Here is a 19,967-nt window from a genome sequence, read left to right on the forward strand (position 1 = left end):
ATGTTCGATGCATGGAGAGCATGTTGTGTAACCATCCGGATCGCGCAGTGAGTACTCCATCGTTTCGGACTGCGGTTCATGCGCGCGGGCAACACTGCCCCTACAACTCGCCGCGCGCGGCTAGCGCGGCGATGCGCTCGGCGGTGCGACACGCGATCGCCTGAATCGTCAGCGACGGATTCACGCCGCCCACGGTCGGAAACACCGAGCCGTCGCACACCCACAGGTTGCGGATGTCCCAACTGCGGCAGTCCGCGTCGACGACGCTCGTCGACGGATCGTCACCCATGCGCGCGGTGCCGTTCAGGTGGCAGGTGTCGTCGGTCTCGCGCCAGATCTCCTTGCCGCCGGCGGCCGCGAGCGCCTGCTCCATGAAGTCGAGCGAATGCGCGATGAGCCGCTTGTCGTTGTCGCACCATGAATAGGTGACGCGCGCGATCGGCAGCCCGTACTGGTCCTTCTCGTCGGCAAGCGTCACGCGGTTGCGCTGCTGCGGCAGCATCTCGCCGACGATCTTCAGCCCCGCCTGGTGGTTGTACTTGAGCATCTCCGCGCCGAGCGCGTCGCCCCACAAGCCGCGGCCGTTCTGCACCGCGACCCATCCGTTCGGCAGCGGCCCCTGGCTCATGTAGCAGTAGCCGCCGAAAAAATCTTTGCCCTTGTCTTCGTAGTTCCAGTGCTCGGTGAGCGCGAGCGACGGCGGCCCCTTGTACCAGCGGATGTCTTCATCGAAGGTGCCGTAGACGGCCTGATTCGACTGCGCCATCAGGTTTTTACCTACGAGTCCCGAACTGTTCGCGAGTCCGTCGGGAAAGCGGCTGTTGGCCGACATCAGCAACAGGCGCGGCGTTTCGATCGCGTAGCCGGCCACCACCACGTGCTTCGCGCGCTGGAATCGCCAGCGTCCTTCGCGCAGATATTCGACGCCGGTGGCGAGCCCCGCGTCGTTGGTGACGACGCGGCCGACCATCGCCAGATCGCGCACCTCGGCGCCGGCTCGCAGCGCACGCGGGATCCACGTGACGAGCGCGCTTTGCTTCGCGTTGGTCGCGCAGCCGGATACGCAAAAGCCGCGGTACACGCACGGATGCGCGCGGCCGCGCGGCGCGGAGAGGGTCGCGAGCGGCGTCGGGCTCCAGCCGATGCCGAGCGCCTCGGCGCCGCGCGCGAGCACCAGCGCCGCCGCGTTCAGCTCATGCGCGCGATACGGATAGCGCGGCCGCTTCGGCCCCCACGGATAGTTCACCGGTCCGGAGATTTTCAGCGCGTCCTCGACCTCGCCGTAGTAGTGCCACATCTCGCGCCAGTCGAGCGGCCAGTCGGCGCCATAGCCGAGCACGCTGCGCGACTTGAACCACTCGGGCCGAAAGCGCAGCGACACCATCGCGAAATGGACCGTGCTGCCGCCCACCGCCTTGCCGCTGTTGTTGTTGCCGAGCTTCAGCGGATTGTCGCCGTCGCAGATGCGCTCGTCGGTCCAGAACAGTTTTTCCTGATGCGCTTCGTCAGACGCGAACTCTTCGAGCGGACGCCACCACGCGCCGGCATCGAACGCGACGACCTTGAAGCCTTTTTCCGCAAGCCGGGACGCAAGCGTGCCACCGCCGGCGCCGGTGCCGACGATCGCGAAATCGACCTCCTCGCCGTCAGGGTACGTGCGCATCGGCACCCAGCCGCCGCGCTGGAACACGTCGGGTGCGCGGCCGTCCTTGCCGCGCGGCCGCTGCTGCGCGTCATCGGACACGGCGGTTCTCCTTCGCGGCCTGCTCATGGGTGTCGGGCGTCGCTTCGACCGCCTCCCACGGATCGCGGCGATTCAGGTACATGCGCACATAGCCGCGCGGATTCGCCGGGCCGCCGAAGCCGATCTCGCTCCACGCGTGCGGGTGCGAGTAGTAGAGCCCGCAAATGTCGTGCAGCACGCGCTCGCCGAAGAACAGCTTCGACGGCATGCCGCGCCACGCGGGGTTCGTCAGTTCGCCGCGCTGCATCTCGCCGAGCAGCGCGATCTGCGTGTCCTCCGCGACGCTCGCGAACGGCAGGCCGCCGCGCTCGCGGCACTCGGCATCGAGCGCGGCGAGGCCGATGCGCCAGGCGTCGCGCATCGGCGGCAAACGGGCGTCGCGGTAGCCGTCGTTGCCATTGCCGGCGAGCCGCGCGTCGAGCAGGGCGGCGAGCGGCACCACCGGTTGCGCATTCGCTTGCGGCACGATGCGGGCGCACAGCGACGTGACCGCGAGCCATTCGACCGCGTTGAAAAAGCGCGGCTCGAGCGGTGTCGCGAGGCGTTCGGCGATCACCGCGCGGGTGTGCGCGTCCCACGACGGCGTCGTGCGTTTGTCGAGCACGTCGTAGCCGGGATAGCGGGTGGCTCGGGTCGAGCGTGGTCGGTTGGTCATTTTTCAGTCTCCCGCAGACGCAGTGCGGCGAGCCCGGCGAGCGCCAGCGCGGAAAAGCTCGGCGGCGCGGGCAGCGGCGGCCCGTCGAACAGATTCTGGCTCCAGTTGCGCCAGCCGCCCTGACGACGCGCGATCCCCCGCGCGTGAAAACCCGCGCCGACAAAGCCGAGCACGGTCGTGATGCGTAACCAGAGCCGCGTGTACCAGCGCTCGCGCGGAGCGGACAGCGCGGCATGCGCGAGCAGCGCGGCGGTGATGGGCGGAATGCTGACCGGCGCGTACATCGCGCGATGCTGAAACGCGCCACGAAAATGCAGCAGCGCGGCCTCCCCCACCGTGCCGACGAGACCCGCCGCGACCAGCAGACCGAGCGCCTGACCGGCCGGCATGCCGAGCAGTTGCGGGTCGTCTGCGGGCTCGTCGCGCAAGCGTTCGGCGACGGCACCGAGCGCGCCTGACAGCAGCAACGCGCTCGGCGCGCCGAGCGGTGCCGCGTGAAACAGGTTGTTCCAGCTCCAGCCGCCCGGCCGCTTCATCACGTTGTAGAAATGGAAGCCCGTGCCGGCGAGGCCCGTCGCCGCCGCGGTCAGATAGATCGCATGGCGCGCGCGATGCGTCTGGCCGCGACGATCCGCGCCACCATGCAGGCCCGCGGCGAGCGACAGACTCGCGCTGACGAGTGGCATGAACATCGCAGGGTTGTCGAACGAGCCGCGGTAGTGCTCCATCGCGCTGTCGGCGAGCACCGACAGCGCGAGCAGCGCGGAGCTGTGGTTGAAGGTGCGGGCCGCTTCGACGTGTGCCTCCACCTCGGCGGTGGGTTCGCTCGCGTGCACGCGCGCCGGCGCGCGCTGATGGCTGCGGGCGGCACACCTCGGGAACGTCACGGATGCCCGATGCTCGTGGTGTTGCGGACCGGTCTCACGCCGTTCGCGATGCAACTCCGGTCTTCCCGCGCGGCGCGCGGCCAACGCCGCGACGGCCGTCACGGCCGCCGCCGTGTACAGCAATCCGGGTACGCGTGAAGAGCTCATAGATATCGCTTCCGTGTCGTGGCCTGCTTTATTTGATGAGGTAGCGCTCGGCGTCACCATGCTTGAACTCGAGCCCGCAACCGGGCCACGACAGGTCCGGCTCCATCTGGCCGTCGCGCAACCGCGGCGCACCGTCGAACAGCATGGCTTCGATCCGGGCGTGGTCATGGAACCACTCCTGATGGCGCAAGCGCGGCGCCGCGCACGCGACGTGCAGATGCAGCGCCGGTGCGCAATGCGCGGACAGCGGCACGTGATACGCGTCGCACAGCGCGGCGGCCTGCAGAAAGCCGGTGATGCCGCCGCAACGGCTCGCGTCGGCCTGCAGCACGTCGACGGCCCCCGCCGCGAGCAGGTGGCGGAAGTCGTCGAGCGTGTAGCCGTATTCGCCGGCGGCGATCTCCATGCCGGCCGGCACGCGCTCGCGTACGCCGCGCAGGCCCGCTTCGTCGTCCGAAGACACGGGCTCCTCGAACCAGCTCACCTGGTGCTCGGCGAAACGTTGCGCGTAGTACAGCGCCCGTTGCGGCGTGAACGCGCCGTTCGCGTCGACGAACAGGCCCGCACCGCCGATCGCCGCGCGCGCCGCCGCGACGCGCGCCGGGTCCTTGTCCGGCTCGCTGCCGATTTTCATCTTTACCCACCGGCAGCCGTCCTGCGCGACCCAGCCGGCGAACTGCTGCTGCAAGCGCTGGTTCGTATACGTGGTGAAGCCGCCGCTGCCGTAAGCCGGCACGGCCGGGCGCAACGCGCCGAGCAGCCCGACGAGCGGCACGCCGAGCAGCTTCGCCTTCAGGTCCCACAGCGCGCAGTCGATTGCCGAAATGGCTGTCGCGGCCAGTCCCGCGCGGCCGAGATTGCGCACCTGGCGTTGCAACCGTTGCCAATGCGCGCCGACGTCCAATCCGTCGTGATTCAGCACGCAGGCGGCGAGCGCGCCCTGGATCAGCGCGACGATGCAGGCATCGCTGTACGTGTAGCCGATGCCGGTGTCGCCGCCCGCGTCGACCTCGACGACGACCAGCGTGGTCGCGTCCCACGCGAACGTGCCGTCGGCCTCCGGCGCGTCGGTCGGAATGCGGTACGCGCTCGCGCGCAGCGCGCTCACGGGCGCTTGCGACGAGCCCCCGCTCGTGGCGCCGCGCTTCATCGACGCGCTCCTTGCGCGCACGCGTGACGCCCTTCATCGATGCAACAGCCGACGGTCCCCGACATTCCGGTCTCCAGGTGGTAGTGAGACGAAGCTGCTTGCCGCGTCGCAAGTACCGTTCCGCACTATTGCAATCCGTAAAGCGGGCCGCGCTGGAGCACACTTCGCGTTGCCGCCAACGCCACTCGCGCGCTCGCCCACCGTTTCGACGAGCATGGCAACCCCGCCCGGCTCGTCACAGTCGGCCAAACGGTCTATGTCGTCTGGCGGAGGCGACTTGGGCTCGCGCGTGGCGTAAAATACGCGCTTTCCCGAAAAACTCGCCAACATGACGCTCGCCTCCACCCAAGAGATCATTGCCGAACTGAAAGCCGGCCGGATGGTGATCCTCGTCGACGAAGAAGACCGCGAGAACGAGGGCGACCTCGTGATCGCCGCCGAGTTTGTCACTCCGGAAGCGATCAATTTCATGGCTCGCTACGGCCGCGGCCTGATCTGCCTGACGCTGACCCAGGATCGCTGCCAGCAGCTGAACCTGCCGCTGATGACCTACCGCAACGGCACGCAGTACGGCACCGCGTTCACGGTCAGCATCGAAGCGGCCGAAGGCGTGACGACCGGCATCTCGGCGGCCGACCGGGCCCGCACGATCGCGGCCGCGGTCGCGCCGGACGCCAAGGCCGAGCACATCGTGCAGCCGGGCCATATCTTCCCGATCATGGCCCAGCCGGGCGGCGTGCTGGTGCGCGCCGGCCATACCGAGGCCGGCTGCGACTTCACGAGGCTCGCGGGCCTCACGCCTGCCGCGGTGATCTGCGAAGTGATCAAGGACGACGGCACGATGGCGCGTCTGCCGGACCTGCTCGAGTTCGGCAAGGAGCACGGCCTGAAGACCGGCACGATCGCCGATCTGATTCACTATCGCAGCCGCACCGAGTCGATCGTCGAGCGTGTTTGCGAACGTACGATGCAAACCGCGCACGGCGCGTTCCGCGCAGTCATGTATCTCGATCAGCCGAGCGGCCAGCCGCACATCGCGCTGGTGCGCGGCACGCCGATGCCCGATCGCGACACGCCGGTGCGCGTGCACGAGCCGCTGTCGGTGCTGGATCTGCTCGAAGTCGGCGAATCCACCCATTCGTGGACGCTGGACGCGGCCATCAAAGAAATCGCAGAACGCGATCTCGGCGTGGTCGTACTGCTGAACTGCGGCGACTCGAAAGACCATCTGATCGACGTCTTCAAGGCGTTCGACTCGAAGGAAAAAGCGGACGCGCTGAAGCGCCGGCCGGTCGACTTCAAGACCTACGGCATCGGCGCGCAGATTCTGCGCGAACTTGGCGTCGGCAAGATGCAGGTGCTGTCGAACCCACGCAAGCTCGGCAGCATGTCGGGTTATGGTCTCGAAGTCACGGGCTTCATTCCGATGCCCGGCAGCAAAACGCAAGCCCCGCAACTCTGATCCGGCCACTCACGCGCCTCGCGCCCACTCAAACACTACGGAATTCATATGGAAATCGGACAATACCAACCGAATCTCGACGGCGACGGACTGCGCATCGGCATCGTCCAGGCGCGCTTTAACGAACCCGTCTGCAACGGCCTCGCCGACTCCTGCATCGAAGAACTCGAACGCCTCGGCGTGACCGGCCAGGACGTGCTGCTCGTCACGGTGCCGGGCGCGCTGGAAATCCCGCTCGCGCTGCAAAAGCTCGCGGAAAGCGCGCAATTCGACGCGCTGATCGCGCTCGGCGCGGTGATCCGCGGCGAGACCTACCACTTCGAGCTGGTTTCGAACGAAAGCGGCGCGGGCATCACGCGCATCGGCCTCGACTTCGGCATTCCGGTCGCGAACGCGGTGCTGACCACCGAGAACGACGAGCAAGCCGTCGCGCGCATGACCGAGAAGGGTCGCGACGCCGCGCGCGTGGCTGTCGAAATGGCGAACCTCGCGGTCGCGCTCGAGCAGCTCGGCGGCGATGACGACGAAGATGAAGACGAAGACGACGAGGAAGAGGCATGAAGAGCGCACGCCGACGCTCCCGCGAACTGGCCACGCAGGGGCTTTACCAGTGGCTGCTGTCGGGCTCGCCCGGCGTTGAGATCGACGCGCAACTACGCGGCGCGCAAGGTTACGACAAGGCCGATCACGAGCACCTGGACGCGATCCTGCATGGCGTGATGCGCGACTCCGAAGCACTTTCCGCCGCGATCGCGCCGTGCCTCGACCGTCCGATCGATCAACTGTCGCCGGTCGAACGCGCGGTGCTGCTGGTCGCCGCGTTCGAACTGAAGAATCACGTCGACATTCCGTATCGCGTGGTCATCAACGAAGCGGTCGAGCTGACCAAGACGTTCGGCGGCTCGGACGGCTACAAGTACGTGAACGGCGTGCTCGACAAGCTCTCGGCGCAACTGCGCGCCACCGAGACGCAGGCGGCTCGCAAGAGCTGAGCGCGGCGCCGGTGGGGCCATGCCGCGCATCGGCTCCCTGCCACGTCGCGCTGCACAGGGCGAAGCACCTCGATCGCCCGCAAGGACGGCGCTGCGCGCATCGATGAACGCATCATTTGATGGGTAGGCGCCGTCCTGCTTCTGAACTGGACTGACCGTATGAACTCCGTGACCGAACCTCTCGTGCGGCTTGCCGCGCGCGTCGATGCCATCCAGCCTTTCTACGTGATGGAACTGGCCAAGGAGGCCGTGCTGCTCGAACGCGCGGGGCGCGACATCATTCACATGGGCATCGGCGAGCCGGATTTCACGGCGCCCGAGCCGGTCATCGAGGCGGCCGCGAGCGCGCTGCGCCGCGGCGTCACGCAGTACACCAGCGCGCTCGGCGTGCACGCGCTGCGCGATGCGATTTCCGCGCATTACGCCGAGTTCTACGGCATCGACGTCGATCCGGCGCGGATCGTGGTGACCGCGGGCGCATCGGCCGCGCTCTTGCTGGCGTGCGCGGCGCTCGTCGATCGCGACGACGAAGTATTGATGCCCGACCCGTGCTATCCGTGCAACCGCCATTTCGTGATCGCCGCCGAAGGCAAGCCGGTGATGGTGCCGAGCGGGCCGGCCGAGCGCTTCCAGCTGACCGCCGCCGACGTCGAACGCCTGTGGGGCGAGCGCACCCGCGGCGTGCTGCTCGCGTCGCCGTCGAATCCGACCGGCACGTCGATCGAGCCGGCCGAACTCGAGCGCATCGTCAAGGCCGTGCGCGCGCGCGGCGGCTTCACGATCGTCGACGAGATCTACCAGGGCCTCAGCTACGACGCCAAGCCGGTGTCGGCGCTGTCGTTCGGCGACGACGTGGTCACCGTCAACAGCTTCTCGAAGTACTTCAACATGACCGGCTGGCGCCTCGGCTGGCTCGTCGTGCCGCCCGCGATGGTCAGCGCGTTCGAAAAGCTCGCGCAGAACCTGTTCATCTGCGCGTCGGCGCTCGCGCAGCACGCGGCGCTCGCCTGTTTCGAGCCGGAGACGATCGCGATCTACGAAGCGCGGCGCCTCGAATTCAAGCGACGCCGCGACTTCATCGCGCCGGCGCTCGAATCGCTCGGCTTCTCCGTGCCGGTGATGCCGGACGGCGCGTTCTACGTGTACGCGGACTGCCGTGGCGTCGCGCATCCGGCGGCCGGCGACAGCGCGGCGCTCACGAAGGCGATGCTGCACGATGCCGGGGTCGTGCTGGTGCCGGGCATGGACTTCGGCACGCACGCGCCGAAGGACTACATCCGGCTGTCGTATGCGACCGCGTATCCAAAGCTCGAAGAGGCGGTCGAGCGGCTGGCAAAGCTGTTCGGGCGGCATTGACGCATCGGGATTGATTCGGCAGCAACCGGCCTGCCAGACGCAAAAAAGGACACCCGAAGGTGTCCTTGTTTTCATGCGGCACGGCAACGTCTAACTCAAGCCCCAAGCTCCGACGCCGACGCCACGTGGCGCGTCGTCGAATTGGCGTTCGCGTCGTCCTGATCGGCCGGCTGCGTGTGCACCGCCGACGTCGCCGGGCTCAGCGCGTGACCGCCTTGCAGCGTCACCTGAACGCGCTTGCCGTTGCCACCACTCGTCGCCGCGGCTGGCGCCGGCGTGGCCGACGCGGTCAGCACCGGAGCTTGCGGCGCATTGATCGGCACCTTACGGCCGCGCGCGACGTCGCGCAGACGACCGCGCTCGGCCATCACCTTCGCGCCGTACCCGCCGTCATCCGGCGTGGTCGAGCCGACGTACAGACGCAGGCCGCCCGGCAGCGAGCCGCCACGCGCGATGCAATCCTTCAGCACGAGCGCGCCGACCTTGATGTTCGCGAGCGGTTCGAGCGCCGCGCGTTGGCCGCCGAAATACTGGAATTTGTCCGAATGCACCTTCGACATCACCTGCATCAGGCCCTGCGCGCCGACGCCGCTCTCGGCGTACGGATTGAAGCCCGATTCGATCGCCATCACTGACAGCAGCAGCAGCGGATCGAGGCCGACTTCGCGGCCGGTGTCGAACGCGGCTTTGACGAGCTCGCCGACGGGCTCCTGAGCGACGCGATAACGCCGCGCGAGGTACGACGCGACCAGGTCCTGCTCGTGGCTCGACACGAGCACGCGGTCATCGCGTGCATCGGCGGACACGCGCTGCTGCGGAATCAGACGTGCGAGCGCGCTGACGCCCTGCATCGTGCGCGGATCGAGGCCGTTGAGCGCGGCGGCGCTCGTGCCCGACGTGCCGGCGCCGTCGAACGCGCCGTCGAAGCCGGTGGTGGCCGCGGTGAGGGTCATGCTGCCGTCGTTCGAGCCATCGGTGGGACTCGGCGTGGTCAGCGTGTTCGGCGAATTGGCCGACAGCGATTCGTCGGAGGATGCGTCGGCGTTTCTGGTCGGTCCGATGGCGGGCAGCGGATTGCCTTGCAGCAGGCGGGCGGGGCCCGCTTGCACGGCGGCGGAAATGACCGGCATCAGACGCGCGGCGAGCGCGCCGCGCCAGGTCGGCATCAGCCACAGTGCGAGAGCCAGCACCACGGCGATCCCGCCGACAATGCTGAACAGGTGATGACTCAGTCGCGTCCCGCTGCGCAGCGCACCGCGCACAACCTGCGCAATACGCTCATCGGGACGCCACGATAACCAGGCGTTCATTCAGATCTCCCATCTTGCATGATCCGCGAACTCCGCCGGGACAAATCAGGCGGTACGGCGCGCTCGCAGAGTCAAGACATCGCGTGCTCTCTGGTTGGGCAGCAGCGACGTCGGGAAAACGGCAACATATACCGTTTTGGGAGCCATCTCAAAAACAGCCCACACATACTCGATGTGTATCAGGCTTGGCTCCCACGCGAAAAACCAGCGTTGGTGGACGCTGGTGAGGGACTTCAATCATGCCGTTCTACCCTGCAGGGAAGCAAAACGGTGACGCGTTGCGTCTGAGGACCGGGGGCGACGGTAAAAAGGTTAACGCCCTGCAACCAATGTGGACGGATTCTATGCACGGTTTTATAGATCGTCAACACTATAGAATTCAAGAATGATAACTTTTCGTAATTATGAACAGTGTTCAGTCACCCGAGAACCGCGCTCAATGCGCGTTTCGGGCGATCCGACCCTGGCTATTTGGACTAGACCATTTGGTTGATCTACGTGCGGTGGCTAACGCAGGTAAAATCGACAATCGTTTTTTGCGTCAGATAGGTACCAACGCCGTTCCTCCTGCCTCCCCGTCCTATGCGCCGTGCATGCGGCCCTGAACCGTCACAGATGAAATACAAAGACTTACGCGATTTCATCGGCCGCCTCGAGGCGATCGGTGAATTGCGCCGAATTTCGCAAAAAGTGTCGCCGAATCTCGAAATGACCGAACTTTGCGACCGTGTGCTCCGCGCGGGCGGCCCGGCTCTGTTGTTCGAGAACACCGAGCGGCACGCGTTCCCGGTGCTCGGCAATCTGTTCGGCACGCCGCGTCGCGTCGCGCTTGGCATGGGCATCGATGCCGAAGCGGGCGCGGGCGACCAGGCGGCGCTCGAATCGCTGCGCGATGTCGGTCGGCTACTCTCCGCGTTGAAGGAACCCGAGCCGCCGAAAGGGCTCAAGGACGCCGGCAAGCTGCTGTCGCTAGCGAAGGCCGTGTGGGACATGGCGCCGAAGACGGTCAACGCACCGCCCTGCCAGGAAATCGTCTGGGAAGGCAATGACGTCGACCTTGCCAAATTGCCCATTCAGACCTGCTGGCCCGGCGATGCCGGGCCGTTGATCACTTGGGGTCTGACCGTCACGAAAGGGCCGAACAAGAGTCGACAAAACCTGGGTATCTATCGCCAGCAACTGATCGGGCGTAACAAGCTGATCATGCGCTGGCTGGCGCATCGCGGCGGCGCGCTCGATTTTCGTGAGTTCGCGCTTAAAAATCCCGGCAAGCCGTATCCGGTGGCCGTCGTGCTCGGTGCGGACCCGGCGACGATTCTCGGCGCGGTCACGCCGGTGCCCGACACGCTGTCCGAATACCAGTTCGCCGGCCTGCTGCGCGGCGGGCGCACCGAGCTCGCGAAATGCGTCACACCGGGCGTCGACGGTCTGCAGGTCCCCGCGCGCGCCGAGATCGTGCTCGAGGGCTTCATCTATCCGCAGGAAGGCGCACCCTCGCCCGCCCCGGCCGGCGCACCGCCGCGTCCGTCGAAGGGTGCGTCGGCCACGTACGAACACGCGCTCGAAGGCCCGTATGGCGATCACACCGGCTACTACAACGAACAGGAGTGGTTCCCGGTCTTCACGGTCGAGCGCATCACGATGCGCCGCGACGCGATCTATCACTCCACCTACACCGGCAGACCGCCCGACGAGCCGGCGGTGCTCGGCGTCGCGCTGAACGAAGTGTTCGTACCGCTGCTGCAGAAGCAGTTCACCGAGATCACGGACTTCTATCTGCCGCCCGAAGGCTGCAGTTACCGCATGGCGATCGTGCAAATGAAGAAGAGCTACCCCGGCCACGCGAAACGCGTGATGTTCGGCGTGTGGAGCTTCCTGCGGCAGTTCATGTATACGAAGTTCATCGTCGTCGTCGATGAGGACGTCAATATCCGGGACTGGAAGGAAGTGATCTGGGCGATCACCACGCGAGTGGACCCGACGCGCGACACGGTGCTCGTCGACCGCACGCCGATCGACTATCTCGATTTCGCGTCGCCGGTAGCCGGCCTCGGCTCGAAGATGGGGCTCGACGCAACCAACAAGTGGCCGGGCGAAACCAACCGCGAATGGGGCCGCCCGATCGTGATGGACGACGCGGTCAAACAGCGCATCGATAGCTTGTGGAACGAGTTGGGCCTCGGCCTGTAACGCGCGCGGGACAACACAATCAATAACGGATGGAGCGCTCGCGCGGATGCACGCTTTTTCAATGATGTCGGACGGCTTTTTTCTGTCCTTGTCGCTGTGCCTCGATATCGGTCTCGTCAACGTCGCGATCATTTCGCTGACGCTGTCGCACGGCTTCCGGCCGGGCTTCTGGCTCGGCCTCGGCTCGTGCGTCGGCGATCTCATTTACGCGACGCTCGCGCTCGCGGGCATGGCCGCGCTGCTGCAGTTCGAATCGGTGCGCTGGGTCGTATGGATCGGCGGCGCGGCGATCCTCCTGTTTCTCACCTGGAAGATGGCGTGTGAAGCGATGTTCCCGGCCACGGCGCAAGCTGTTGCCGGCGAAGGCGACGCGGCTGCGCCGCATCAGTCGGCATGGCGCGGGTTTGTGCGCGGCGTGCTGCTCGCGGTGTCGTCGCCGTCGGCGATCCTGTGGTTCGCAGCGGTCGGCGGCGCGCTGATCGCGAAGGCCGGCGCAACGAGCCCGACAACCGCGCTGATCTTCCTCGGCGGATTCTTTCTGGGCGGCCTGTGCTGGACGCTTTTCATCTGCGGGCTCGGCAGCCAGGGACGCAAGCGCGCGGGCGCCGGTCTGCTGCGCGCGTGTCACGTTCTGTCGGCGCTGCTGTTCGCCTATTTCTCGTACAGCGTGATCGTCAACGGGTATCGCGACCTGATCGTGCAGAGCACCGCGCAAGTGGCAAGCTGAAGCGGCTCGCGAACAAAAAACGGCTCGCATCGGCGAGCCGTTTTTCTTCATGCGACTCGACGTGAGCCGCTCATGCGAGGTACTGCGCGAGCTTCGGCAGATCGACATTGCCACCGCTCACCACCACGCCGACGCGCTTGCCGTTCACCGGCACGACGCCGTTCAGCACCGCCGCCGCCGCGAGACAACCAGTCGGTTCGACGACGATCTTCATGCGCTGCGCGAAAAAGCGCATCGTCTCGATCAGTTGCGCATCGCTGACCGTTTCGATTCGCGCGACCAGCCGGCGGATGACCGCGAACGTGTAGTGGCCCAGATGCGTCGAGGCGGCGCCATCGGCAATCGTGCGCGGCGCGTCGATATGAACGATCTCGCCGCGTGCGAGCGACTGCTGGCCGTCGTTGCCCGCCTCGGGCTCGATGCCGATCACCGTGCAGGCCGGGCTCAGCGCGGCCGCCGACAATGCGCTGCCGCTGATCAACCCGCCACCGCCAAGGCACACGAACAACATGTCGAGCGGGCCGGTTTCGTCGATCAGTTCTTTGACCGCGGTGCCCTGGCCGGCGATCACGTGCGGATGATCGTACGGCGGGATCAGCGTCATGCCGCGCTCTTCGGCGAGCCGGCGGCCGATTTCCTCGCGATTTTCCTTGTAGCGGTCGTAGCTGATCACTTCGCCGCCGTAGCCTTTGGTCGCGGCGACCTTGGCCTCGGGTGCGTCGTGCGGCATCACGATCGTCGCGTGAATGCCGGCGAGGCGCGCCGACAGCGCGATCGCCTGCGCGTGATTGCCCGACGAATAGGTCAGCACGCCCGCCTTGCGCTGCTCCGCGTCGAAATGCGAAATCGCGTTGTACGCGCCGCGGAACTTGAACGCGCCCATGCGCTGGAAGTTTTCGCACTTGAAGAACACCGACGCGCCAGTGCGCTCGTCGAACGTGCTCGATGTCAGAACGGGGGTGCGGTGCGCGACGCCTTCGAGACGCGCGGCGGCGTCGAGGACGTCATCGAAGGTGGGAGCGGGAAGCGCTTGCATCGGCGAAACTCTCCTGGAGCGGTGGCGAAGCAGCCATTCTCCCAGCTTCCTCGATGCTTTGGAACGGCGCTCGCGCGAGCGCGCGACACCAGCCAGGAACGCTGCGGAAAGCAAAAACCAGCGACACAAAAAGAAACGGCGTAACCCGGCACAAGCCGGCGTTACGCCGTAGACGTTCCCACGCGCGTCAAGCGCGCCCGCACTTCTTAATGACGATAGTACGAGTGCCCATAGCCGCGATAGTAGCCACGGTAGCCGTGGTAGTAGCCACGATAGTAAGGGCGGCCATAGCCGTAATAGCCTCCGACCACCACCGGAGCCGGTGCGAACACAACCGGCGGCGCGTACACCGGCGCAGGCGGCGGGGCGTAATAGACAGGCGGCGGCGCCGCATAGACCGGATAGGCCGGCGCGATCGGCACCCCAAGGCCGATACCGACGGAAACACCTGCCTCAGCGGCCCCGGCAAGTCCCAAGCCGAGTGCGGCTGCAACGACAAACGGAACGATCTTTTTCACTTCTATTCTCCTAGCGCGGCCTGCCAAGGTCGCCGACTGCGCATGCCTCGCATGCTGTGAAATCAATGTATCTAAAAAGCCCCAGCCGAAATGTTCGCATTTGTTGCAAATTGCAAGGGCGAGCCGAAGCGTTTTGCCGAGCGCGGCGCGAGCGCGCCTACGCGCCGCCGCGACCTGAGCGAAATCAGCCGGGAATCAAGGGGTTGCACGCGGGCGACGGGCCGCGCGTCACAGGTCTGATCGAGCGCGGGGGTTTGAGTTCGCGCATCGGTAATCTTTAATTACAAATTCGCTTCAATCCTGACAGCCGGAAGAAAATTCCCAACAAAAAATGCCCGGCTCAATTGCTCGAGGCCGGGCATTTTGTCACCTGCGAAGACCGCGCGACTAGCCGACCTTCACGTACACGAATTCGCGGGACACGTTGGGCGGCACGTATGCGCCGCTGATCCGCACGCGCGGCGTAAGGCGCTTTTTCTGATCCCACCAGCGACGGCGCTGGGCGCGCGTCAGGAACCGCAAGTGCTTTCGGTAAGAAAAAATACTCATCTCGACCCTCCCGAATTTCTGACTGCGAACGAAGTACGGAAAATACGACCGCCAAACCGGCTCATCGACCACTGTTCCTGTCACGTACGATTGTGAGCAGTTTTCACAACCGTGGGCGTCACGCCACCCGATGACCGACCGTTGGCGCCATATCGCCCGCAAACTTATCCGACGACCGCTGTCGAACCGTGCAAGGGGCCGGATCGCGGCCGCGCTTCGCCGGATGCGAGATACTGCTGCTTTCCCGTTCACACGATCCGTCTGGAGCAGGTGACCATGTCCCAGTCTTCCTTGCCGCGCGTCGGCTTCATCGGCGCGGGGCGGCTCGCGCGTTGTCTCGCGCTCGCGTTTGCGCGCGCCGGCTATCCGGTCACCGCGGTGGCGAGCCGCTCGGCCGATTCCGCGCGCCGGCTCGCCGCCCAGATCGCACACTGCGCGGCCACTGACGACCCGCAACAGGCCGTCGACGCCGCCGATATCGTTTTTTTAGCCGTTCCTGACGACAGCATCGGTACGACAGCGCACACACTCCGCTTTGGAGGCGATGCGGCAAGCCACCCCGGCAAAGCGCTCGTGCACTGCAGCGGCGCCTCGCCGGTCGAACTGCTCGCGCCAGCGCGCGATCAGGGCGCGGCGATCGGCGGCTTTCATCCGTTGTATCTATTTAGCGGCGAACTCGCCGATCTCGAGCGTATCGTGGGCTGCTCGGTGACGATCGAAGCCGACGGCGAACTGAAGGAGACGCTGACCGCGCTCGCGCTCGCGCTGCGCTGCCATCCGCTGTCGATTCCGCCGGGCGGCCGCATGCTGTATCACGCCGCCGCGCACTACGCGGCGAGCTTCGCGCTCTGCAGCCTCGCCGAATGCGTGGCGTTGTGGCGCACGCTCGGCTTCGCCGAAGACGACGCGCTGCGCGCGCTGCTGCCGATGCTCGCGGGCACGATCGAAACCGCGCGCGACAAGGGCCTGCCGAACGCGCTCGCGGGGCCGGTATCGCGCGGCGACACGGGTGTCGTCGAGAAGCAGCTCGCGCTGCTCGAAGGCCTCGGCGGCGACCATGCCGCGCTGTATGGTCTGCTGACGCGCCGCGCGGTCAACCTCGCCCGACGTCGCGCAACGCCGGCCGCGACGATTGAAGCGATCTCCGAAGCTGTGGAAGAATCGCTGGGCCGCTCGCTGAATCAGGCCGCGGCAGGTGCAAGCGTCAAGTAAGCCGTGATAATGTGACGTCCGGCACGCCGGGCGAACCACGCGACGACCCGCGCCGCGCTTCGGGACCAACAGACGAGAACGCACAATGATCAAGGTCAGCATCCTCTACCCGTACCGGGAAAACGGCCGTTTCGACATGGACTACTACTGCGCGACCCATATGCCGCTCGCGGCGAAGCTGTTCGCGCCGGCGCTGAAAGGCTGGTCGGTCGACGCGGGCCTGAACGCCGGGCCGCCCGGCACGCCACCGCCTTACGTGGCCGCGGGACACTTCCTGTTCGATAGCGCGGACGACTTCTATAAAGTGTTCAAGCCCGCGTCCGAGCAACTATTAGCGGATATCCCGAACTACACCGACGGCGGCAACGGCACAATCCTGATCAGCGAGGTCCGGATTTCCGTGTGATGCCGGACAGACAGCCATCGGGAGGCGGCGCGCAATGACGTCGAACCTCCGGTTGGCTAACCGGGTAAATCCAGAAAACCGCCGGCACGCACCGATCGGGCGACGCCGGCAGCCCGCGGCCGGTCGGCGGCCGTCATCAGAAGCATAAGGACACGAGATGTTTGGCGATATCGCCCGTTTTCTGCTCAATACCGTTTTCACGCTGTTTGGCGCCGCGCTGCTGTTGCGCGCGTGGCTGCAGGTTGTGCGCCTGCCGCCGTACAACCCGGTCTCGAACGCCGTGCTGCAGGCGACCAACTGGATCGTGCTGCCGCTGCGGCACATCCTGCCGAGCACGCGCAACATCGACTGGGCGAGCGTGGTCGCGACGCTGATCGCCGCGATCATCTACGTCGTCCTGATGATCGTGCTGACGGGCGCGGATCCGCTGACGCTCGTGCCGACGCTGCTGATCGTCGCGGTGCTCACCGCGATCAAGTGGGCGCTCAATCTGATCATCTGGATGACGATCCTGATGGCGCTGCTGTCGTGGCTCAATCCTCGTTCGCCCGCGATGCCGATTCTGTATCAGCTGACCGCGCCGTTTCTGAATCCGTTGCGTCGCGTGCTGCCGAAATTCGGCGGTATCGATCTGTCGCCGATCCTGCTGTTCGTGATCGTGCAGGTGCTGCAGATGGTCGTCACGCGCGCGGCGGTTCAGCTGACTTATTTTGTGATCTAAGCTGATTGCGCGGGAAAGTTGGGCTGACGCGCGGCGGCCGCTTGAGTCGGCGCGGCTTCTACACGGGTGCCGCGAAACCGCGGCTCTCCCCCGTCCGGAACACCGACACCGTCTGCTTCATCTTGCGCGCCTGCGTCTCGAGCGATTGCGCGGCCGCCGCGGCCTGTTCGACGAGCGCCGCGTTCCGCTGCGTGGTCTCGTCCATCTGCGTGACGGCCTGGCCGACCTGGTGAATGCTGCGGTTCTGCTCTTCGGAGGCCGTTGCGATCTCGCTGACGATATCCGACACGCGATGAATCGCGGCCTTGATATCCGCCATCGTCGTGCTGACTTCGGCTGCCTGCTGCGTGCCGCCTTCGATGATCGCGACCGACGTCGTGATCATCTCCTTGATCTCCTTGGCCGCGCTCGCCGAGCGCTGCGCGAGGTTGCGCACCTCGCTCGCGACCACCGCGAAACCGCGCCCCTGCTCGCCCGCGCGCGCGGCCTCGACCGCCGCGTTCAACGCGAGAATATTGGTTTGGAACGCGATGCCCTCGATCACGCCGGTGATCTCCGAGATTTTCGTCGAACTGCCGCTGATATCACCGATGGTGCGCACCATGCCCTCGACGGCAGTGTTGCCGGTGTTGGCGACCTGTGCAGCCTCAGTCGCGAGCGCGCTCGCGTTGCGCGCGTTGTCACTGTTGCGAGTGACGGTCTGCGTCAATTCCGACATGCTCGCCGCGGTCTGTTCGAGCGAAGCGGCCTGCTCTTCGGTGCGAGCGGACAGATCGATGTTGCCGCTCGCGATCTGCTGCGAAGCGATGCTGACCGACTCGGCGCTTTCGCGAATCGAACCGATCGTCGCCGCGAGACGCTCCTGCATGTGCGCGACCGCGCGCAAGATGCTGCCGTCGTCGGCGGCGCCGGTGTGCAGTCGCTGGCTCAAGTCGCCGCCCGCGATCTGCTCGACGACCTTCGCGACTTCGGCCGGTTCGCCGCCGATCTGCCGCACGACCGCGCGCGTCACCAGCAGCCCCAGGCCGATCGCAACCGCGACGCCGACGACCGCGCAGCTCGCGATCCACCACGTCACCGTGCGAACCATCTCGAGGCCGTTCGCGACACGCTGTCTGGCCAACTCATCCCGCACGTCGGACAGCTTGATCATCAGCGTGCGCAGCTTGACGTGCAGCGGGTCGGTGGTCGATTTGAGCTCGGCGAGCGCGCCGCTCTGATCGCCCTGATCGGCCAGTGCCATCACCTTCGCGACCGAACTCATATAGGCCGGATAGGCGGCGTCGAAGTCGCTCAGCAATTGCTTCTGCGCGTCGGTGGTCGCGTGCTTGCGCTCGTAGTCGAATGCCGACAGGATCGCCGCTTCACCGCCGTGATTCAGGCGCACCGTATCGGCGCGGCCTGCCGGCTCCGGATTCAGGATGTACGAATAGAGGCGCCGGAAGTGCGAAGCGGCCTGCCACGCGGCGGTGCCGTCGTCGCGCACAGGCACGAATTCGCGGTCGTACATTTCGGTTTGCATCGTCGCGACTTCGCGCACCTTCAGCACACCGACCGTGCCGACGATGGCCGTCACGAACGCGCACAGCATCAACGAGCCGACAAGCTTCTGGCTCAGTTTCAGATTGGAAAGCCACTGCATCTTGGGAAAATCTCTTGATCGGGATGGGAAGCGCCGGGTTCGTGCCGGCTTGTGGGTGCGCAAGCGCACGGTGTTGGGCAGTATTCGGATTAACGGCAGGCGCAGACAAAGTCTGAAGGCTCGCGCCGTTCGAACCGCAGAAGCGAAAGACGGGTCGGCTGCTCGTGCGCGCGAGCCATACCCCTGCCCAAACGGCCCAAAAGCCTGTAAAATAGCGCGCTCTGCGGGCGTCGTATAATGGTAATACCCTAGCTTCCCAAGCTAGAGCCGTGGGTTCGATTCCCATCGCCCGCTCCACTTTCCCGCTGAGTGTTCAGCGGAATCCAGCAAGAGCCGCCTCCCTGAAGGCGGCTTTTTTGTAGTGGCAACGGCCCGGCACAGCGCGCAAGCCGCGCAGCCCTCACCCTTGCAGCAGCATCGACGATGATCCACGATCCAAACGACTCCGGTCTCCCGGACGACGCCCCGCCCCCCACGAGCGCAACCGACCAGCCCGCCGGCAACGAGACGAACGACGTCGACGGCACGCCGGGTGCAACGCCGGCAGACACGCTTCATCACCGCCGCATCCGCAGCTTCGTCACGCGCGCGGGTCGCGTGTCGACCGGCCAGCGCCGCGCGCTCGATGAGTTCGGCCCGCGCTTCGTCGTGCCCTATGCGCCACAACAACCCGACTGGACCGGCGTGTTCGGCCGCGAAGCGCCGCGCGTGCTGGAGATCGGCTTCGGCATGGGCGCCACCACCGCGGAGATCGCCGCGCACCGTCCCTCCGACGACTTCCTGGGTGTCGAAGTCCACGAGCCCGGCGTCGGCGCGTTGCTGAAGCTGATCGGCGAGCAGTCGCTGACGAACATCCGCATCATCCAGCACGACGCGGTCGAAGTGCTCGAGCACATGATCGCGCCCGACAGCCTCGACGGCGTGCACATCTTTTTCCCCGACCCGTGGCACAAGGCGCGCCATCACAAGCGCCGGCTGATCCAGCCGAAGTTCGTCGCGCTGCTCGTGTCGCGTCTGAAGCCGGATGCGTATCTGCATTGCGCGACCGACTGGCAGAACTACGCCGAACAGATGCTCGAAGTGCTCGGCGCCGATCCGCTGCTCGAAAACACCGCCGACACCTACGCGCCGCGGCCCGACTATCGTCCGGTGACGAAGTTCGAACGGCGTGGCCTGCGGCTCGGCCACGGCGTGTGGGACCTCGTGTTCCGCAAGCGCGGCGCCGCGTAACGCGACGGGACGGCAAGCCAACGAAAAAGGTCC

General features: G+C 66.1%; 19 protein-coding genes and 1 tRNA gene. 11 read left to right on the plus strand and 9 right to left on the minus strand.

Annotated features, from left to right (window positions below):
* Positions 1–100: 100 nt before the first annotated feature.
* The 4 genes from HDG34_RS04630 to HDG34_RS04645 are packed head-to-tail and all read right to left on the minus strand — an operon-like array spanning position 101 to position 4,583.
* A complete protein-coding gene (locus HDG34_RS04630) occupies positions 101–1,744 on the minus strand; it encodes a GMC family oxidoreductase (RefSeq protein WP_184058086.1) in 1,644 nt (547 codons plus the stop codon).
* Complete coding sequence (locus HDG34_RS04635; protein WP_184058088.1) at positions 1,734–2,399, minus strand: gluconate 2-dehydrogenase subunit 3 family protein; 666 nt, start codon at positions 2,397–2,399, stop codon at positions 1,734–1,736. Before HDG34_RS04635 ends, HDG34_RS04630 begins: the two co-directional genes overlap by 11 nt.
* Positions 2,396–3,433, minus strand: coding sequence for a hypothetical protein (locus HDG34_RS04640; RefSeq protein ID WP_184058090.1), 1,038 nt, complete (start codon positions 3,431–3,433; stop codon positions 2,396–2,398). The genes HDG34_RS04635 and HDG34_RS04640 overlap by 4 nt, the downstream gene beginning before the upstream one ends.
* 28 nt (positions 3,434–3,461) lie before the next feature.
* A complete protein-coding gene (locus HDG34_RS04645) occupies positions 3,462–4,583 on the minus strand; it encodes an enolase C-terminal domain-like protein (protein ID WP_184058092.1) in 1,122 nt (373 codons plus the stop codon).
* A gap of 328 nt (positions 4,584–4,911) precedes the next feature.
* On the opposite strand from HDG34_RS04645, the gene ribBA reads away from it, so the two are divergent.
* From ribBA to HDG34_RS04665, 4 genes are all read left to right on the plus strand, one after another.
* Positions 4,912–6,045: a bifunctional 3,4-dihydroxy-2-butanone-4-phosphate synthase/GTP cyclohydrolase II gene (gene ribBA, locus HDG34_RS04650; protein ID WP_184058094.1), complete on the plus strand. Its 1,134-nt coding sequence runs from the start codon at positions 4,912–4,914 to the stop codon at positions 6,043–6,045.
* A 48-nt stretch (positions 6,046–6,093) separates the two neighbouring features.
* The gene (gene ribH, locus HDG34_RS04655; protein WP_184058095.1) at positions 6,094–6,606 is read left to right on the plus strand and encodes a 6,7-dimethyl-8-ribityllumazine synthase; all 513 of its coding nucleotides are present in this window, start codon (positions 6,094–6,096) and stop codon (positions 6,604–6,606) included.
* Complete coding sequence (nusB, locus tag HDG34_RS04660) at positions 6,603–7,037, plus strand: transcription antitermination factor NusB (protein ID WP_184023246.1); 435 nt, start codon at positions 6,603–6,605, stop codon at positions 7,035–7,037. Before ribH ends, nusB begins: the two co-directional genes overlap by 4 nt.
* A 159-nt stretch (positions 7,038–7,196) precedes the next feature.
* Complete coding sequence (locus HDG34_RS04665; protein ID WP_184058097.1) at positions 7,197–8,393, plus strand: pyridoxal phosphate-dependent aminotransferase; 1,197 nt, start codon at positions 7,197–7,199, stop codon at positions 8,391–8,393.
* Between the two features lie 95 nt (positions 8,394–8,488).
* Here HDG34_RS04665 and HDG34_RS04670 read toward each other — a convergent pair whose 3' ends face one another.
* Positions 8,489–9,703 carry a transglycosylase SLT domain-containing protein gene (locus tag HDG34_RS04670; protein WP_184058099.1) on the minus strand — a complete coding sequence of 405 codons (1,215 nt, stop codon included), beginning with the start codon at positions 9,701–9,703 and terminating at the stop codon, positions 8,489–8,491.
* 615 nt (positions 9,704–10,318) lie between these two features.
* Between HDG34_RS04670 and HDG34_RS04675 the strand changes: the two genes are divergently transcribed.
* Positions 10,319–11,893: a UbiD family decarboxylase gene (locus tag HDG34_RS04675; protein WP_184058101.1), complete on the plus strand. Its 1,575-nt coding sequence runs from the start codon at positions 10,319–10,321 to the stop codon at positions 11,891–11,893.
* 46 nt (positions 11,894–11,939) lie between these two features.
* Positions 11,940–12,620, plus strand: a complete 681-nt coding sequence (locus tag HDG34_RS04680; protein WP_184058102.1) for a LysE family translocator — start codon at positions 11,940–11,942, stop codon at positions 12,618–12,620.
* Positions 12,621–12,690: 70 nt separating this feature from the next.
* Here the strand turns inward: HDG34_RS04680 and HDG34_RS04685 are convergent, their stop codons facing one another.
* The 3 genes from HDG34_RS04685 to HDG34_RS04695 form a co-directional block, all read right to left on the minus strand.
* The gene (locus HDG34_RS04685) at positions 12,691–13,656 is read right to left on the minus strand and encodes a threo-3-hydroxy-L-aspartate ammonia-lyase (RefSeq protein WP_184058104.1); all 966 of its coding nucleotides are present in this window, start codon (positions 13,654–13,656) and stop codon (positions 12,691–12,693) included.
* A gap of 206 nt (positions 13,657–13,862) precedes the next feature.
* Positions 13,863–14,174: a hypothetical protein gene (locus HDG34_RS04690; RefSeq protein WP_184058106.1), complete on the minus strand. Its 312-nt coding sequence runs from the start codon at positions 14,172–14,174 to the stop codon at positions 13,863–13,865.
* Between the two features lie 387 nt (positions 14,175–14,561).
* Positions 14,562–14,723, minus strand: a complete 162-nt coding sequence (locus tag HDG34_RS04695) for a hypothetical protein (RefSeq protein WP_167368604.1) — start codon at positions 14,721–14,723, stop codon at positions 14,562–14,564.
* A gap of 276 nt (positions 14,724–14,999) precedes the next feature.
* On the opposite strand from HDG34_RS04695, the gene HDG34_RS04700 reads away from it, so the two are divergent.
* From HDG34_RS04700 to HDG34_RS04710, 3 genes are all read left to right on the plus strand, one after another.
* Positions 15,000–15,935 carry a Rossmann-like and DUF2520 domain-containing protein gene (locus HDG34_RS04700; RefSeq protein ID WP_184058108.1) on the plus strand — a complete coding sequence of 312 codons (936 nt, stop codon included), beginning with the start codon at positions 15,000–15,002 and terminating at the stop codon, positions 15,933–15,935.
* An 85-nt stretch (positions 15,936–16,020) separates the two neighbouring features.
* A complete protein-coding gene (locus HDG34_RS04705; RefSeq protein WP_184058111.1) occupies positions 16,021–16,341 on the plus strand; it encodes an EthD family reductase in 321 nt (106 codons plus the stop codon).
* 157 nt (positions 16,342–16,498) lie between these two features.
* Positions 16,499–17,062: a YggT family protein gene (locus HDG34_RS04710; protein WP_184058113.1), complete on the plus strand. Its 564-nt coding sequence runs from the start codon at positions 16,499–16,501 to the stop codon at positions 17,060–17,062.
* A gap of 58 nt (positions 17,063–17,120) precedes the next feature.
* On the opposite strand, the gene HDG34_RS04715 is transcribed toward HDG34_RS04710, so the two are convergent.
* Entirely contained in the window at positions 17,121–18,704 is a 1,584-nt protein-coding gene (locus HDG34_RS04715) for a methyl-accepting chemotaxis protein (RefSeq protein WP_184058115.1), read from the minus strand.
* 223 nt (positions 18,705–18,927) lie between these two features.
* Between HDG34_RS04715 and HDG34_RS04720 the strand changes: the two genes are divergently transcribed.
* A tRNA-Gly gene (locus HDG34_RS04720) sits at positions 18,928–19,001 on the plus strand.
* A 126-nt stretch (positions 19,002–19,127) separates the two neighbouring features.
* Positions 19,128–19,934: a tRNA (guanosine(46)-N7)-methyltransferase TrmB gene (gene trmB / locus HDG34_RS04725; protein ID WP_184058117.1), complete on the plus strand. Its 807-nt coding sequence runs from the start codon at positions 19,128–19,130 to the stop codon at positions 19,932–19,934.
* Positions 19,935–19,967: the final 33 nt, after the last annotated feature.

This window comes from Paraburkholderia sp. HC6.4b, assembly GCF_014200875.1.
GTDB lineage: Bacteria > Pseudomonadota > Gammaproteobacteria > Burkholderiales > Burkholderiaceae > Paraburkholderia > Paraburkholderia tuberum.